Raw genomic sequence first — 15,987 nt, 5'->3', positions numbered from 1 at the left:
CCGCTGTTGCCTATCGGGCGATGGACAGGTCGGTGACCCAGCCGTGCACGTTGTCGGTGCGCAGCGCCGCGTAGTGGCGTTTGCGCAGCGCCTGGGAGATCGGGCCGGGCACGCCGTTCGCGACCACGCGTCCGTCCACTTCGACAACCGGCGCCGCACCGGCCGACGTTCCGGTCACGAAAACCTCGTCGGCGATGTACAGCTCGGTGAGGTCGACCGTGCGTTCGACCACCGGAATGCCGTCTTCGGCCGCCAAAGTGAGGACGGTCCTGCGGTTGATGCCGTCGAGGATGTCGCAGGAGACGTCCGGCGTGATCAGCGTGCCGTTGCGGACGAGAAAGATGTTCGCCGCGCTGAGTTCGCAGACGTGCCCGTTGCCGTCGAGGAAGACGCAGTCGTCGTAGCCGCTGTCGATCGCATCCTGCTTGGCCAGCACCGAATTCACATACGCGCCATTGACTTTCGCTCGCGACGGAATCGCGTTGTCCGGAATGCGCCGCCACGGGCTCGACTTCAGACGCATGCCGTCCTGCGGGACGATCGGCACCGCCTCGTACACGAAAATGCTGACCTGAATCGCACAGCCCCGCACCCGGGTGCCCGGTAGGGACTCGACCACGTGCACCGTCGCCCGCACGAAAACGTCCTCGCGCGGATCGTTCACCGCGATCAGTTCCACCACGGCCGCACGGAAACGCTCGAAATCCCACTCCGCCGCGAACCGATCGATCCCGATGATCTTGCAGGACTCCTCGAGCCGACGGAAATGATCGTCCAACCGGAACGCCGTACGCGCTGCCCCATCCACGTGCACCGGGAAGACGGTGTAGACGCTGAGTCCGTACAGCACCGCCGACGATGCGACGCCCACCGTCGCGGCGTCCGCCGCCACGATCCGGTCGCCGAGATACACCTGAGGATGAGGGTTCGCCATCGGCGCAGGCTAACAGCCGCGCCGTGCGCCGAGCGAGGCCTTTTCGGCGGGCACACCAGGATACGACGAACGGGCCGCGGGAATCCTGCGGCCCGTTCGGATCGGAAAGACCTCAGCGGTTGCTGAGCAGCACCTCGGCGATCTGAATCGTGTTGAGGGCGGCGCCCTTTCGCAAGTTGTCGCCGGAGATGAACAGCGCGAGTCCGCGGCCGTCCGGCACGCCCGGGTCCTGCCGGATGCGGCCGACGAGCGAATCGTCGATGCCCGCGGCGGCCAGCGGGGTCGGCACGTCGACCAGCTTGACGCCCGGGGCCTTGGCCAGGATCTCCTTGGCGTGCTCGACCGAGAGCGGCTCGGCGAATTCGGCGTTAACCGACAGCGAGTGGCCGGTGAAGACCGGCACGCGCACGCAGGTGCCGCTGACCGCCAGATCGGGGAGGCCGAGGATCTTGCGACTCTCGTTGCGCAGCTTCTGGTCCTCGTCGGTCTCGCCGGAGCCGTCGTCGACCAGCGAACCGGCCAGCGGAAGCACGTTGAACGCAATGGGCGCGACGTACTTGTTCGGAGCGGGGAAGTCCACGGCGCGACCGTCGTGGGTCAGCTGCTCGGCGTCATCGATCACCGCGCGCGCCTGGCTCACCAGTTCTTCGACACCGGCCAGGCCGCTGCCGGAGACCGCCTGGTAACTGGACACGATCAGGCGGCGCAGCCCGGCGATGTCGTGCAGCGGCTTGAGCACCGGCATGGCCGCCATGGTGGTGCAGTTCGGGTTGGCGATGATGCCCTTGACCAGGTTGCGGGTCTGCTCCGGGTTCACCTCGCTGACCACCAGCGGGACCTCGGGGTCCTTGCGCCACGCCGAGGAATTGTCGATCACCGTGACACCCGCCGCGGCGAAACGCGGCGCTTGCACGCGGGACATGGTGGCGCCCGCCGAGAACAACGCGATGTCCAAGCCGGACGGATCCGCGGTCTCGGTGTCCTCGACGACGATCTCGCGGCCGCGCCAAGGCAGCGTCTTACCCGCCGAACGCGCCGAGGCGAAGAACCGCACCTCGTCGGCCGGGAAGTTGCGTTCGTCCAGCAGTTTCCGCATGACGGCGCCGACCTGTCCGGTCGCGCCGACGACTCCTACGCGAACTCCCATGGCCTATCGCCCCGTTCCCGCGTGGACCACCGCGACCTCGTCGCCGCCCAGGTCGAACGCCTTGTGCAGCACCTGGACCGCCTCGTCCAGCTCGGTGTCCTTGACCAGCACCGAGATCCGGATCTCCGAGGTGGAGATGAGGTCGATGTTCACACCCGCCTTGGCCAGCGCCTCACAGAAGGTGGCGGTGACGCCCGGGTGACTCTTCATGCCCGCGCCGACCAGCGACACCTTGCCGATGTGGTCGTCGTAGAGCACCTGGGAGAAGCCGATCTCGGCCTGGCGCTTGGTCAGCATCTCGACCGCGCGGGCGCCCTCGGTCTTGGGCAGCGTGAAGGTGATGTCGGTCTTGCCGGTCTCGATCTTCGAGATGTTCTGCAGGACCATGTCGATGTTGATCTCGGCGTCGGCCACGGCGCGGAACACCTTGGCGGCGTAGCCCGGTTCGTCCGGCAGCCCGACCACGGTCACCTTGGCCTCGCTGCGGTCGTGCGCGACGCCAGTGAGGATTGCTTGCTCCAAGGGGATGTCCTCCATCGATCCGTAAACGTAGGTGCCCTGCTTGTCGGTGTAGGACGAGCGCACATGCACGGGCACGTTGTAGCGGCGGGCGTATTCGACGCAGCGCAGCATCAGCACCTTGGCGCCGCAGGCCGCCAGTTCCAGCATCTCCTCGTAGGAGACCTGCTCGAGCCGCTGCGCGTCGGGCACGATCCGGGGGTCGGCGGTGAAGACGCCGTCCACGTCGGTGTAGATCTCGCAGACGTCCGCGTCCAGCGCGGCGGCCAGGGCGACGGCCGTGGTGTCCGAGCCGCCGCGGCCCAGCGTGGTGACGTCCCGGCTGTCCTGGCTCACGCCCTGGAAGCCGGCGACCAGCACGACGAGGCCTTCGTCCAGCGCGGCGCGGACGCGGCCCGGAGTCACGTCGATGATCTTCGCGTTGCCGTGCGCGCCCGTGGTGATCACGCCGGCCTGCGAGCCGGTGAACGAGCGGGCCTCGGCGCCGAGGGAGTGGATGGCCATGGCGACCAGCGCGTTGGAGATGCGCTCACCCGAAGTGAGCAGCATGTCCATCTCGCGGGCGGGCGGCGCCGGCGCCACCTGCTGAGCGAGATCGAGCAGTTCGTCTGTGGTGTCGCCCATGGCGGAGCAGACGACCACCACATCGTGGCCCTGCTTCTTGGTCTCCACGATCCGTTCAGCGACGCGCCGGATCCGCTCGGCGGTCGCCACCGAGGATCCTCCGTACTTCTGAACCACGAGAGCCACGACAGGGTCCTCCAAGATCGACAACAAACTGGTAACAGTCATTCAGGGTACCGGCCGGGGCCAGCGGTTTTGCCGCTACCTACCCGGCTTGTGGAAAAGCCCACAGCCGCATCCGATCCCGATCCCCCCGCGCGGGCCACCGCGAATGGGGGACGATGTGCGCATGAAGAGCACGCTGCTCGAGGTGAGAACGGGCCACAGTGAAGTGGTACAGGACATCACGCCGCAGTGCGCGACATTCGTGCGCGAAGCAGGTGGCGACGGGCTGCTGCACGTCTTCGTGCCGCATGCCACCGCCGGGATCGCGATCATGGAACTCGGCGCGCGCAGCGACGACGACCTGCTGGCCGCACTGCGCGATCTGCTGCCCGCCGACGACCGGTGGCGGCACGCCCACGGCTCGCGCGGGCACGGCCGCTCGCACGTGATGCCCGCGCTGATCGCGCCGTACGCGACGGTTCCGGTACTCGGCGGAAGGCTCGCCCTCGGCACCTGGCAGTCGATCGCGCTGGTCGACCTCAATGTCGACAACCCGGATCGGCAGGTGCGGCTGTCGTTCCTCACCGACGCGAGCTGACGCGGCCCGGTCGCGCTCGGACCGAGCCGCACCGGTGGCGCTGACGGCGGCCCCGACGATGTCGCCCCCTCTTTACGGCCGCTCGGGATCAGGTCCGTGCCTCAGGCCCGGGTGAACCAGCTGACCTGGACTCCGTTGCCGAACTCGGTGCGCTCGGTCGGCCGGAACAGAGTCGGGCGGAACTCGCCCGCGAAACCGGGCACGCCGGTGCCCGCGACGACCGGGTAGCTCTTGATCACCAGTTCATCGATCTCCTCCAGTAGCGCGGCGGCGAACTTGCCGCCGCCCGCCAGCCAGATGTCCATGCCGTCCTGCCGCTTCAGCTCGCGGACCAGCCCCACCGGGTCGCGCTCCACCAGTTCGACGGCCGGATCATCGATCCGGCCGAGGGTGCTGGACGCCACGTACTGCTTCATGTGGGCATAGGGGCTGGTCACGCCGATGGCCAGGGCCGGATCGTAGGTGCCGCGGCCCATGACCAGCGTGTCGAATTTCTGGTTGGGCGCGTCCACGGCGAGGCCGAGGTGCGGCCGTGCGTGGGTGGGCAGCGTCTCCGGGTATTCGGTGCGCAGCCAGTCCCACATATCGTCGCCGACCGGGTAGAAGTCGATCTCACCATTCGGTCCCGCGATGTAGCCGTCGAGGGAGAGACCGACGAAATAGACGAGTTTTCGCATGAGGAGTCCTTTCGAGCGGGACGATCGGGTCAGGCCCGGGTGAACCAGGTGATCTGCGCGCCGTTGCCGAACTCTTTGCGCCGGGCCGGGGCGAACGAGGTAGGACGGAACGCGCCGGCGAACGCGGGTATGCCGCCGCCCGCGACGACGGGGTAACTCTTGATGATCATCTCGTCGATCTCACCGAGCAGTTCGGCGGCGAGTTTGCCGCCGCCCGCGAGCCAGATGTCCCCGCCTTCGGCCCGCTTCAGGCCCCGCACCAGCGCGACCGGATCGCGCTCGACCAGCTCGACGGCCGGATCATCGATCCGGCCGAGGGTGCTGGACACCACGTACTGCTTCATGTGCGCGTACGGGCTGGTCACGCCCTCGGACAGGGCGGGCTCGTAAGTCCCGCGACCCATCAGGACGGTGTCGCACCGTTTGTTCGGCTCGTCCGCCGCCATGCCGGCGTGCGGTCGTACGTGGCTCGGCACGAATTCCGGGTATGCGGCGTTGACCCAGGCGGCCATCTCGGTGTCGTACGGGTAGAAGTCCCACTCCCCCGCCGGGCCCGCGATGTAGCCGTCCAGCGACACGCCCACGTAGTAGACCAGCTTTCGCATACCCTTACCGCCCATCTCGCTGTACTCTGTTCGAAGTGGTTTGAAAGTAGTACTACGAATGGAGTGGTGTCAAGTGCGGACCAACCCCGAACGACGACAAGCGCTGGTCGACGCCGCGATCGAAGTCCTCGCCCGCGACGGCGCGCGTGGACTGACCTTCCGCGCGGTGGACAAGGAGGCCGACGTACCGGCGGGCACGGCATCGAACTACTTCGCCAACCGCGACGACCTGCTGACCCAGGCGGGCCGACGTTTCTACGAGCGGCTACAGCCGAGTGAGGCCACCGTCGCCAAGCTGACCGAGGGACCGAAGACTCGTGCCAACATCATCGAGCTGATGCGGGAGACGGTCGGAAGGATCGAGGCGTTCCGCACCGGCTATCTGGCGCTGCTCGAACTGCGCCTGGAGGCGACGCGGCGACCCGAGTTGCGCGCGGTGCTGACCGACCGGGTGCGCGAGGACATCGAGTACAACGTGCGCAACCACCTGGCCGCCGGCCTGCCCGGCGACGAGAAGTCGGTGTTGCTGCTCTACCTCGCTCTGAACTGGCTGATCGTCGATCGGCTCACGCTGCCCGAGGTGTTCACCGAGGAACAGAGCCGGGAATTGATCGAAGCCGCGGTCGAGCGCGTCATCGGCGCCGAGGACTGAATCGCCACGCGCGACCTGCCGCGAGTGGTTGTGACGCACAGCACTGCCGTTCGATAATGGGGCGATGATGGCACATGTAGGAGATCGACTCTGCGTGCACGGGCACGTGGTGGGAGAAGTGGATCACCTGGCCGAGATCATCGAGGTCCGCGGACCGGACGGAACGCCACCGTACGTGGTGCGGTTCTCCGACGGTCACGAGTCGCTGGTGTATCCAGGGCCCGACGCGATCGTCGAGCCCGCCACGTCGGAATAAACGTCACGTGGGTTCGAGCGAAGGCGCCGCCTTCGCTCGAACTCGGCGTCAGCTGACGAACCTCGTCCCGGCCACGCGGGTCAGGCGCGGCGCCTGGCGCAGAGCGTCAGCGCGAAAGCCACGATCGCCGCGATGAGCACCCTGCACGCGGTCTCGATGATCGAATTGACGTCCACGGCCGGGTGCCACGCGAGTTCACCGTCGCGCAGCACGAATGCGCCGACGGGCTTGGCGCCAACTCCGAACGCCGCCCCTTCGCCCGCGCCCTCCCCATCGGGACCGTTCCCGGTACCGCCGCCCCCACCGCCGCCGCCCCCGACCGCTGCGGCGGGAATGATCGTCGCCCCGCCGGATTCGAAAGGCTCTCCGTATACCCGGCGCACCGTGATCGCGTCCCGTGTCTGCGCAAGCAGTTCGGCGTATTTCATGGCAACCTCCCGACCGGACCGACGGCGTCGGATACCGACGATCATTCGGCTCCGATCGTAGGCGCACGAGGCCCCACTCGGCCCCCTCCTTCCACCTGGAAGATGTTCCCGCGGTTGCCGATCGCCGATCTCGACCAGATAACGGCACGTTATCCGGTTAGCCGAGATTCGGCCTGGCACAGTCAAGTTGACGAACCGGACAAATCGCGGAGACAATCGGCCCGACTTGTCCATCCGGGGGTCGGAGGTATGCCATGCGCACCAAAACGGATATCCGATTCTTCGTCGACACCGATCCCGAACAGGTCATGGACGCTCTGACGGCGGTCGAATCACTTCCGGAATGGTCGTCCTCCTACAGCGACGTGCGTGTCGCTACCCGCGACGCACGGCGCAGGCCGCGGCGCGTCTTTCTCGCGGCGGAGCTGCTCGGCAGCTCGGATCTGCAAGTACTGGAATACGATTGGACCGACGATCGGTCTTCCTGGGTAGTCGCCGACAGCACCCGGGGTGTGCGGGGCGGCGGCTTTTTCGAGGTGTCCGACAGCGTGGACGGCACGCACGTCTGGTACCACGTCGAGCTCTATCTGCCCCTCCCGGTTCCAGGATTTCTGCTCAAACGCACTTTCCGCAAGGCCAACGAAGTGGTCGTGGAGTGTTTCATCGATTTCGCCGAGCGGTTCCCCGAAACGGAGACCTACCTACCCGTGTAGCCGCAGGCGATGCTGCGCTCTGCGCGAAATCCGCGGGCGGCGCGGCAGCGAACCGGCGCCGAACCGGCCGGGGTGCGACGATGAGCGGCATGATCGGTTCCAAACGAGCGCGGTTCCAGCCGATGGCCGAAGACGGCTCGGTAACCCAGCTCGAGCTGTTCTTCGACCTGGTGCTCGTCTTCGCGTTCACCATGGTCACCGGATTGATCGCGGACGACACCAGCGCGAAGAACGCGCTGCGCGCGCTGCTGGTACTCGCGGTGATGTGGTGGCTGTGGATCGCCTACTCCTGGCTGGGCAACGTGGTTCGCGCCGACGAGGGCATCGCACGGGTGGCGATGTTCGCGGCCATGGGCGGCGCGTTCCTCGCCGCGCTCACCATCCCCGAGGCGTTCGACGACATACCCGGAGGGTGGTTCGGGCCCCTGGTCTTCGCCGTCGCCTACCTGATCGTGCGATTGGTGCACGTCGGGATATTCTGGCTGGCCAGCGCCGAGGACCCGCAATTGCGCAACCAGCTGCTGCGCTGGGCGCTCGGTTCGATCACCCTCGGCACCACGCTGCTGGTCGTCGCCGCGCTGACCGAGGGCACCGCGCAGATCGCGCTGTGGATCGCCGCGATCGCGGGCGACTACCTTTGGACGCTGTTCGCGGGCACCGATTGGCGGTTGAATTCGGCGCGGCATTTCGTCGAGCGCTACGGGCTGATCATCATCGTCGCGCTCGGTGAATCGATCGTCTCGATCGGCATCGGGGTAGCCGGTCTGCCGATCTCCTGGCCGATCGCGCTCGGTTCGTTGCTCGGTCTCGCCGTTTCCGGGCTGCTGTGGTGGGCGTATTTCGACGTCGCGGCGCTGGCGGTGGAGCACGAGCTCGTCCGCGCCGAGGGCAAGCGGCAGATCAAGATCGCGCAGGGTTCCTACACCTTCTGGCATTTCCCGATGATCGTCGGGATCATCGCGCTGTCGCTCGGGCTGAAGAAGGTTCTCTACTACGTCGGGGACTCCTCACACCACACCTTGAAGGACGCGCTGTACGGAATTCCGCTGTACGCCCTCTACGGCGGCGTGGCGCTGTATCTGATCGCGCTGGTGGGATTCAAGCACTTCGCCACGGGCACCATCACGATGCCGCGGGTGATCGCCGTGGTGGTGGTGCTGGCGCTCATCCCGCTGGCCTGCAGCCTGCCCGCGCTGGCGTCGCTGTCGCTGCTGTGCCTCGTCCTGGTCGCGCTGATCGCTTGGGAGACCGTGCGTTTGGCGCAGCCACGGGACGCGATCAGGCACGCGGTAGCCGATTGACGCGATGGCGCACGCAGTCCTCGTCGGGTGTTCTCCCGTACGCGGACGGCGGCACCCGGACACCGTCGCGGACCGCGTCGCGGATCTGATCGATGTTCTCCCGCAACACATCCGCGACTAGTTCGTCGGTGCGCGGATCCTCCAGCACCTGGAACAGGATGCGGAAGGTGGTGTCGGCGATCAGCCGGATGATCTCGTCGTGGAACGGGATGTAGCGCACTCGGCCGGCCCGCGGGTCCTTCTTGATCAACTCCAGGATCATCTCGTCCAGCTCGGCGCGGTTCTCCTCCAGGGCGGCCGCGATGTTGCGGGTGTAGTGCCCGGTACGCAGCACGTGCGCCACCTCGTCCATCACCGCGATCGTCATCGGACGGCGGATGGTGTCGACGATGGTCGCCACGAACCGGTTCACCACGGCGGCGGTAACCCGGTCCCCGAAGACGCGGTCGGCCACCCGGGCGAGCCGGACGAGGATCACCACGATCCGCAGCAGCCGGAAGCCGCGGAAGAACGGGCTGGTCACCGGGATCATGCCGAGGACCTCGTACCAGTAGACGAACGGGAAGGTCCACGGCCAGCCCGCGCGGCGCCAGCGCCAGACGAACTCGATCGCGAACACCGCGCACAGCGTCCAGTCGACGATCACGATCACGCGATAGGTATGCCCGGAGACCGGGAAGAAGGTGATCCACGCCACCAACGCCACCGAGACGATGGCCAGCGCCAGCATCAGGAAATCCGTCCACAGCATCGGCGGCTTGCGCGGATAGTCCTGCGGTTGCGCAGGTTCCCGCAGGCCGTATCTGTCGACAGGCGAACTCTCGATGCCCGAGCTGGGGGTGGGAGCGGACACTGCGAATCCCTTCGACGCCGAACGGTGCCGCCGACATTAGTACGCGGAAAGCGCGCTCGGCACGGATGGCGATACCCCGCCGAGCGGCGCCGAGCGGCGCGGACTGTCCCGCCCGGCGCCCGATCGGTCAGCGACCGGCGCGAACGATCGCCTCGATATTGCGTTCGGCCAGCGCGGCGATGGTGAGCGACGGGTTGACCGTTCCAGTGCTGCCGGGTATCGCGGCGCCGTCCATCACATAGAGACCGGGGTGACCGTGCACCCGGCCGAAGGCGTCGGTGGCCCGCCCCAGCACGGCTCCGCCGAGCGGATGCGCGGTGAACAGGGCGTTCGCGTCGTAGCCGAGGGCGCTGTATTCGACGAGGGCGTCGGCTCGTTCGGCGATCCGACGGTCGACCGCCCTGGCCGCGGCCACGGTGTCGTCCCGGTTCTTGGTCGACCAACTCAGCCCGACGCGGTTGGTGGCCCGGTCGTAGCCGAACCGGGCGCGGGTCGGGTCGAGCACCATGCCGAGCGAGGCGAGCGCGCCGGTTTCGAACGGGATTCCCGGGATGTACCAGCTCTCCAGGGTCAGCGGCACGCCGGACTCGTCGAAGATCCGGCTCGCGCTCGGCACGCCTTGGCCGTGACCGGCCAGCGCGCTGGCGCCGCGGGCGAGCACCACGTCACCGTTGGTGCCCCAGCCGTCACCCACGTGTTCGTTCAGGTTCGGCAACGCACCGGTGGCCTGGGCGCGCACCAGCAGTTCGGAGGTGCCGATCGAGCCCGCTCCGAGGAAGAGCCGATCACAGGTGAGGGTGCGGGTGCCCAGCACGTCACCGGTCGGCGAGAGCTTCGCCACGGTGACCGCGTAGCGGCCGCCGGACTCCTGCGCGATGGCGTCGACCCGGTGGCCGGGGAAGACTCCGCACCGGCCGGTGCCCTGCGCGTACGCCAGGTAGTTCTGGTTCAGGTCGAACTTCGCTCCGTTGGAGTTGCCCAGGTTGCTCCTGGCCGCGGTGGCCGAAGCCCTTGTGGCGCCGGCTAGTTCGCCGCGCAGGATGTCCCAGTTGAAGATCGATTCGTTCGCCTGGGGCTGGTAACCGGCCTTGCGAACCTGGTCGTCCCAGGCGCGGGAATGCGCGAACGGCGAGGAGTTGTAGATGTCCGCGGGCATCGGGCTCAGCCGCAGCATCTCTCGCACGCGCGGGTAGTAGACGCGCTCCATCTCGCCGTAGTCGACGGTGCCGCCGAAGACGTGGTCGAAGAAGCGGCGCTGCGGGGCGATCATCGCTCCGCTGAAGATCACCGAGCCGCCGCCGACCGCGGCCGCGCGCCAGACGTCGATGCCCGGGTACTCGGTGCAGTCCAGCACCCCGCCGAAACTGGCGAACTGCATGGGCACCTTGGTGACGCCGGTGAACTGGGTGCGGTGCCAGAAGCCGCGGCCGTCGGGCAGGTCGTCGCCGGTGAAGATCTCCCGCCACGGATCGTTCGGCCAGCGTGAACCGCGCTCCAGCACGGTGGTCTCGATCCCGGCCTGGGCCAGGCGCAACGCGGTCACCGCGGCGCCGAAACCCGAGCCGATGACGATCGCGGGCGAGTGCTCCGGCGGATCGGGAATCGGGGCGAAGATCTCCGGCACCCAGGTGCGGAACAAGCCCTCCCAAACCGGGTCGGCGGACGCCACGCTCGTTCCCGCCATCGAACCCACAGCACCGAGCAGGGCGGCCGTGCCCGCCGCCTTGAACAAGGCACGTCTACGCACCGGTCACCTTCCATCATCAGGCTTAGCGTGCGCAGATTACCGGTATTCCCGTTTTGTGAACAGATATCCGTTTTTGCTATCGCCCGAACGGCAGCTCGTCCGGGCGGCAGGTCGCCCCGGGCGCCGGTAGCTGCAAGTCGATGAGATAGCGCTCGCGCAGCTTCCTGGTGCAGTCGTTGAGCGGAGTGTGCCCGTATCCCCCTTCGACGACGACCAACCGGGCGTTCACCAATTCCTGCTGTGCCCGCCGCGCATCGCTGAGCGGCGTGGCCGGGTCGAATCGGTTGTTGACCAACAGAGCTGGGGTGTCCGACCGCAGAATCCACGGCCCGGTGTACCGCTGGGGGTATCCCTCCGGCGGGGACTGCCAGGACGCGCACGCTTGGCGCAGCGACAACCAGAACGCCCCGTAGGTAGGACTGGCGCTCGCGAGATCCCTTGCCAGCGCGGGCCATTGACCGGGATCGCGCGGGAACGCGTTGTCGGCGCAGGAAATAGCGGTGAACGAGTCGAGGAAGTCGTACGGCTGGGCGGTGGCGGCGAGAATCTCGCGCACGGCATCGGGGTCGCCCGCGGGGCCGCGCTCCAGTTCGGCGAGCAATCGGGCCAGGGCGGGCCAGCCCTCCTTCGAGTCGTACAGCAGCAGCGCGTGCGACGGCAGCACCTCGCTGTAGGTGACCGTCCGCGCCCGCTCGCCGGTCCCCACCACGAGGGGCTCCGCGCGAAGACGTTGCAGCACAGCGTCATTGCGCGCCCGCAGATCGGCGGGGCGGACCGGGTCGCCCGTGCCGCCCTGCACGAGGGCATCGCCCTGGCCGGCCTGGGCGGCGAACGCGCAGCCCGCACGGCCCGCGTCCGCGCACAGCCGGAGGAATTCACCGAACACCTCTTCGGTCCCGGCCGCGGCGCTCTCGATGCCGCTTCGGGTGTCGTTGGTGTACGCGTCCGGGTCGATCATCGATGCCAGGTGCAGCGCACGCACCCGATCGCCGAACAGCGCGCCGTATACCTGCCCCAGGTAGCTCGCATAGGAGCCGCCTTCGTAGGTCAGCTGCGTATCGCCGACGGCCCGGCGCAGCAGGTCCAGATCGCGCGCCGCGTCCACGCTGGTCAGGTGTCCTAGCAATGGGCCGCCGTGCGCCGCGCAACCGGCGGCCAGCTCGCGGCTCGCCGCGTCGGCCGCGCGCTCCTGCTCCGGATTCGCGGGCGGCAGCAACACGCCGGTCCAGAACCGGCGTTGCTGCTCGGCATCCGGGAAACAGCGCACCTGCCCGCTGCGGCCGACCCCGCGCTGGTCGAAGGTGACCACGTCGAAGCGGCGCGCGAGTTCGCCGCCGAGCAGTTCCCCCTCCGCCGCCCAGCGCAGTCCCGAACCGCCCGGACCGCCGACGGCGGAGAACAGCGTGCCGATCCGCCGCTGCGGGTCGGTGGCCTGCTGACGCACCACCGCCAGCCCGAGGGTCGGGCCGTCGGGGTGCGCGTAGTCCACCGGCACCCGGACGGTCGCGCAGTGGAATCGACTCAGCGCCGGTTCGGCGCACGGCGCCCAGTCCAGCTGCGGCGTCGGGACCGCGTCGGCCTGAGCGACCAGGTCCGCGACCGCCGATTCGTGTCGGCTCGGCGGTCCGGCGCAGCCGCTCACGGCGGGTAGCAGCCCGGCGAGCGCGGCGACGATGACGATCTTCCAGCTAGGCACGGCACTCATCCTGAGCCCCGGGCCGGACGGCCGTCGTCCCCCTGAGGATTGACATCCGACCCTGAGATTTCCGGCAGCACCACCTCGACTACCTCGGCACCCGGCGCGGCCATCGGCAGCCCTCAGGACGTCACCAGCCGGATCACCGCGATCAGGCCGACCACGACGATGACGGCGCGCAGTACGGTCGGCGGCATCCGCCTGCCCATCCGCGCGCCGAGCTGCCCGCCGATGATCGAGCCGAACGCGATCAGCGCCACCGCACGCCAATCCACGTCCGCCAGCACAATGAAGATCAGCGCCGAGACCGCGTTCACGATCAGGGCCAGCACGTTCTTCACCCCGTTGAGGCGCTGGATGTCGTCGTGCACGAAAACGCCGAGCAACCCGATCAGCAGCACGCCCTGGGCGGCGCCGAAGTATCCGCCGTAGACGCCCGCGGCGTAGACCGCGGCGAATAGAATGGGGCCGCCGTGCTCCGGCACCGGGGCGCCGTCGTTCTCCCTGCGGCGCTTGACCCAGCTCGCCAGCCGCGGCTGCACCACCACGAGCACCAGTGCCACGATGATCAAGATGGGCACGATCGCCTTGAACGCACCGGCGGGCAGCACGAGCAGCAGCACCGCCCCCGTGATGCCGCCGAGCAGCGAGGCCGTGCCCAAGCGCGTCAGCCGGTCGCGCTGGCCGGCGAGTTCGCGGCGGTACCCGTGCACGCCGCTGATCGAGCCGGGGACCAGACCGATGGTGTTGGACACATTCGCCGTCACCGGCGGCAGGCCGAACGCGAGGAGAACGGGAAAGGTGATCAGCGTGCCCGAGCCGACGATCGTGTTGATGCCGCCCGCCGCGACGCCGGCACCGAAGACGGCCAGTTGCTCCAGCCAGGTCATAGCCAATCCTTCGACGTCCGGTCGGGCACCGGGCCCGTACCAGCGTTGTCCACTACCGGACCGAACCGTAGCCGGGTCGTCGGATCACCCGACGACGGGACCTCACTTCCCGGAGGTAGGGCGGCACGGTAAACTCTCGGACATCATGCAGCGGGCACTTCTTCTCGACCGCCGCGACGGGGTCTGATCGGACCGGCTCCCGTCGCGGGGTTTTGCCGCGCCGGTCGACCCAGCCCATTGGGAAAAACGACATCCTCGGGAGAAACCGCCCATGTCCCCTGCTGACGCGTTCGTATCGACCACCCGCACGATCACGGCACCGAGCAAACCCGCTCCCGCCGACCAGCCCGGGTGGAACAAACAGAAGAACTCCTCGATGCCGACGTTCCGCTATCGGCCGTTCGCCGAGGAGGTCGAGCCGATCACGCTGCCCGACCGCACCTGGCCGGACCGGGTGATCGACCGGGCGCCGGGCTGGTGCGCGGTGGACCTGCGCGACGGCAACCAGGCGTTGATCGATCCGATGAGCCCGGCCCGCAAGCGCCGCATGTTCGACCTGCTGGTGCGGATGGGTTACAAGGAGATCGAGGTCGGCTTCCCGTCGGCGAGCCAGACCGATTTCGACTTCGTCCGCGAGATCATCGAGGACGGCGCGATCCCCGACGACGTGTCCATCCAGGTGCTGACCCAGTGCCGTCCGGAGCTGATCGAACGCACCTTCGAAGCCTGCGCGGGCGCGCAGAACGTCATCGTGCACTTCTACAACTCCACCTCCATCCTGCAGCGGAAGGTGGTGTTCCGCGCCGACCGCGACGCGGTGAAGAAGATCGCCACCGACGCCGCCGCGCTGTGCCTGGAGACCGAGAAGCGATACCCGGACACCAACTGGCGCTACGAGTACAGCCCGGAGTCCTACACCGGCACCGAGCTGGAATACGCCAAGGACGTCTGCGACGCGGTTTCCGCGATCATCGCGCCTTCGCCGGAGAAGCCGCTGATCATCAACCTGCCCGCCACCGTGGAGATGGCCACCCCGAACGTCTACGCCGACTCGATCGAGTGGATGAGCCGCAACCTGGCCCGTCGGGACGCGATCGTGCTGTCGCTGCACCCGCACAACGACCGTGGCACCGCGGTGGCCGCCGCCGAACTGGGTTACCAGGCCGGAGCCGACCGGATCGAGGGCTGCCTGTTCGGCAACGGTGAGCGCACCGGCAACGTCTGCCTGGTCACCCTGGGGATGAACATGTTCTCCCGCGGCGTCGACCCGCAGATCAACTTCTCCGACATCGACGAGATCCGCCGCACCGTCGAGTACTGCAACCAGCTGCCGGTGCACGAGCGTCACCCGTACGGCGGCGACCTGGTCTATACCGCCTTCTCCGGCAGCCACCAGGACGCCATCAACAAGGGCCTGGACGCGATGAAGGCCACGGCCGACGCCGCCGAGTCGGACGTCGCCGACATCACCTGGGAGGTGCCCTACCTGCCGATCGACCCGAAGGACGTCGGCCGCACCTACGAGGCGGTCATCCGGGTCAACTCGCAGTCCGGCAAGGGCGGCGTCGCCTACATCATGAAGACCGACCACGGTCTGGCGCTGCCGCGGCGGCTGCAGATCGAGTTCTCCCAGGCGATCCAGAAGATCACCGACGGCGAGGGCGGCGAGGTGACGCCCAAGGAGATGTGGGACGTCTTCCACGAGGAGTACCTGAGCCCGATCCGGCCGCTGGAGCGGATGCGCCAGAAGGTCACCGCGTCGGAGACCGACGGCGGCGTCGACTCGATCGTGGCCGTGGTGAAGGTCGACGGCGTCGAGCAGGAGATCACCGGCAAGGGCAACGGCCCGCTGGCGGCGTTCGTCGACGCGATCGCCGCGGTCGGCTTCGACGTCGAGGTGCTGGACTACTCCGAGCACGCCATGTCCGCGGGCGATGACGCGCAGGCCGCCGCGTACGTGGAGTGCGCGATCGGCGACCGGGTGGTATGGGGCGTCGGCATCGCCACCTCGATCACGACCGCGTCGCTGCGCGCGGTGGTGTCGGCGGTGAACCGGGCGCACTGACAGCGCATCCCACAACGCATCCGGACGGGCGCCGCGACGGTTCCACCGCGCGGCGCCCGATCCTGCTGGCGCAGACCGCTTGTCAGGGGCGCTGTCGCTCCCCACCTCCGGCACGCACCGCGCCACGGCGTAGCGAACCCCGTGCTAGCGTTGGATTCGCACTCCAAGCGCCGAGCT

At 68.2% G+C, this 15,987-nt stretch carries 16 protein-coding genes; 6 read left to right on the top strand and 10 right to left on the bottom strand.

Annotated elements, in window-relative coordinates; genetic code table 11:
* Positions 1–10 precede the first annotated feature (10 nt).
* The 3 genes from IU450_RS05320 to IU450_RS05310 form a co-directional block, all read right to left on the bottom strand.
* The gene (locus IU450_RS05320; protein ID WP_195148561.1) at positions 11–934 is read right to left on the bottom strand and encodes an aminotransferase class IV; all 924 of its coding nucleotides are present in this window, start codon (positions 932–934) and stop codon (positions 11–13) included.
* Positions 935–1,046: 112 nt separating this feature from the next.
* Positions 1,047–2,081 carry an aspartate-semialdehyde dehydrogenase gene (locus IU450_RS05315; protein WP_195148560.1) on the bottom strand — a complete coding sequence of 345 codons (1,035 nt, stop codon included), beginning with the start codon at positions 2,079–2,081 and terminating at the stop codon, positions 1,047–1,049.
* 3 nt (positions 2,082–2,084) lie between these two features.
* Complete coding sequence (locus IU450_RS05310) at positions 2,085–3,350, bottom strand: aspartate kinase (RefSeq protein ID WP_195148559.1); 1,266 nt, start codon at positions 3,348–3,350, stop codon at positions 2,085–2,087.
* 163 nt (positions 3,351–3,513) lie between these two features.
* On the opposite strand from IU450_RS05310, the gene IU450_RS05305 reads away from it, so the two are divergent.
* Positions 3,514–3,927, top strand: a complete 414-nt coding sequence (locus tag IU450_RS05305; protein WP_195148558.1) for a secondary thiamine-phosphate synthase enzyme YjbQ — start codon at positions 3,514–3,516, stop codon at positions 3,925–3,927.
* Between the two features lie 101 nt (positions 3,928–4,028).
* Here the strand turns inward: IU450_RS05305 and IU450_RS05300 are convergent, their stop codons facing one another.
* A complete protein-coding gene (locus IU450_RS05300) occupies positions 4,029–4,604 on the bottom strand; it encodes a dihydrofolate reductase family protein (protein ID WP_195148557.1) in 576 nt (191 codons plus the stop codon).
* Between the two features lie 29 nt (positions 4,605–4,633).
* The gene (locus tag IU450_RS05295; protein ID WP_195148715.1) at positions 4,634–5,209 is read right to left on the bottom strand and encodes a dihydrofolate reductase family protein; all 576 of its coding nucleotides are present in this window, start codon (positions 5,207–5,209) and stop codon (positions 4,634–4,636) included.
* 73 nt (positions 5,210–5,282) lie between these two features.
* Here IU450_RS05295 and IU450_RS05290 point away from each other — a divergent pair, with 73 nt between their 5' ends.
* A complete protein-coding gene (locus IU450_RS05290) occupies positions 5,283–5,861 on the top strand; it encodes a TetR/AcrR family transcriptional regulator (RefSeq protein WP_416382837.1) in 579 nt (192 codons plus the stop codon).
* A gap of 64 nt (positions 5,862–5,925) precedes the next feature.
* Entirely contained in the window at positions 5,926–6,117 is a 192-nt protein-coding gene (locus tag IU450_RS05285; RefSeq protein WP_174185367.1) for a DUF1918 domain-containing protein, read from the top strand.
* Positions 6,118–6,197: 80 nt separating this feature from the next.
* On the opposite strand, the gene IU450_RS05280 is transcribed toward IU450_RS05285, so the two are convergent.
* Positions 6,198–6,545 (bottom strand): spore germination protein GerW family protein, encoded by a 348-nt coding sequence (locus tag IU450_RS05280; RefSeq protein ID WP_195148555.1) that lies wholly within the window; start codon positions 6,543–6,545, stop codon positions 6,198–6,200.
* A gap of 254 nt (positions 6,546–6,799) precedes the next feature.
* Here IU450_RS05280 and IU450_RS05275 point away from each other — a divergent pair, with 254 nt between their 5' ends.
* Positions 6,800–7,258, top strand: coding sequence for an SRPBCC family protein (locus IU450_RS05275; protein ID WP_195148554.1), 459 nt, complete (start codon positions 6,800–6,802; stop codon positions 7,256–7,258).
* Between the two features lie 89 nt (positions 7,259–7,347).
* On the top strand, positions 7,348–8,559 hold the full coding sequence (locus IU450_RS05270) for a low temperature requirement protein A (protein ID WP_195148553.1): 1,212 nt from the start codon (positions 7,348–7,350) through the stop codon (positions 8,557–8,559).
* On the opposite strand, the gene IU450_RS05265 is transcribed toward IU450_RS05270, so the two are convergent.
* The 4 genes from IU450_RS05265 to IU450_RS05250 form a co-directional block, all read right to left on the bottom strand.
* Positions 8,537–9,412: an ion transporter gene (locus tag IU450_RS05265; protein WP_324197533.1), complete on the bottom strand. Its 876-nt coding sequence runs from the start codon at positions 9,410–9,412 to the stop codon at positions 8,537–8,539. The genes IU450_RS05270 and IU450_RS05265 overlap by 23 nt on opposite strands.
* Positions 9,413–9,539: 127 nt before the next feature.
* Positions 9,540–11,159 carry a GMC oxidoreductase gene (locus tag IU450_RS05260; protein WP_195148552.1) on the bottom strand — a complete coding sequence of 540 codons (1,620 nt, stop codon included), beginning with the start codon at positions 11,157–11,159 and terminating at the stop codon, positions 9,540–9,542.
* A 76-nt stretch (positions 11,160–11,235) separates the two neighbouring features.
* Positions 11,236–12,864, bottom strand: coding sequence for an alpha/beta hydrolase (locus IU450_RS05255; RefSeq protein ID WP_195148551.1), 1,629 nt, complete (start codon positions 12,862–12,864; stop codon positions 11,236–11,238).
* Positions 12,865–12,977: 113 nt separating this feature from the next.
* Positions 12,978–13,745, bottom strand: coding sequence for a sulfite exporter TauE/SafE family protein (locus tag IU450_RS05250; RefSeq protein WP_195148550.1), 768 nt, complete (start codon positions 13,743–13,745; stop codon positions 12,978–12,980).
* A 271-nt stretch (positions 13,746–14,016) separates the two neighbouring features.
* Here IU450_RS05250 and leuA point away from each other — a divergent pair, with 271 nt between their 5' ends.
* The gene (gene leuA, locus IU450_RS05245; protein WP_195148549.1) at positions 14,017–15,810 is read left to right on the top strand and encodes a 2-isopropylmalate synthase; all 1,794 of its coding nucleotides are present in this window, start codon (positions 14,017–14,019) and stop codon (positions 15,808–15,810) included.
* Positions 15,811–15,987: the final 177 nt, after the last annotated feature.

The sequence above is a fragment of the Nocardia abscessus genome, from assembly GCF_015477775.1.
GTDB lineage: Bacteria > Actinomycetota > Actinomycetes > Mycobacteriales > Mycobacteriaceae > Nocardia > Nocardia abscessus_A.
The sequence above is the reverse complement of the archived record's forward strand: the minus strand, read 5'-3'. Positions and strand labels throughout refer to the sequence as shown.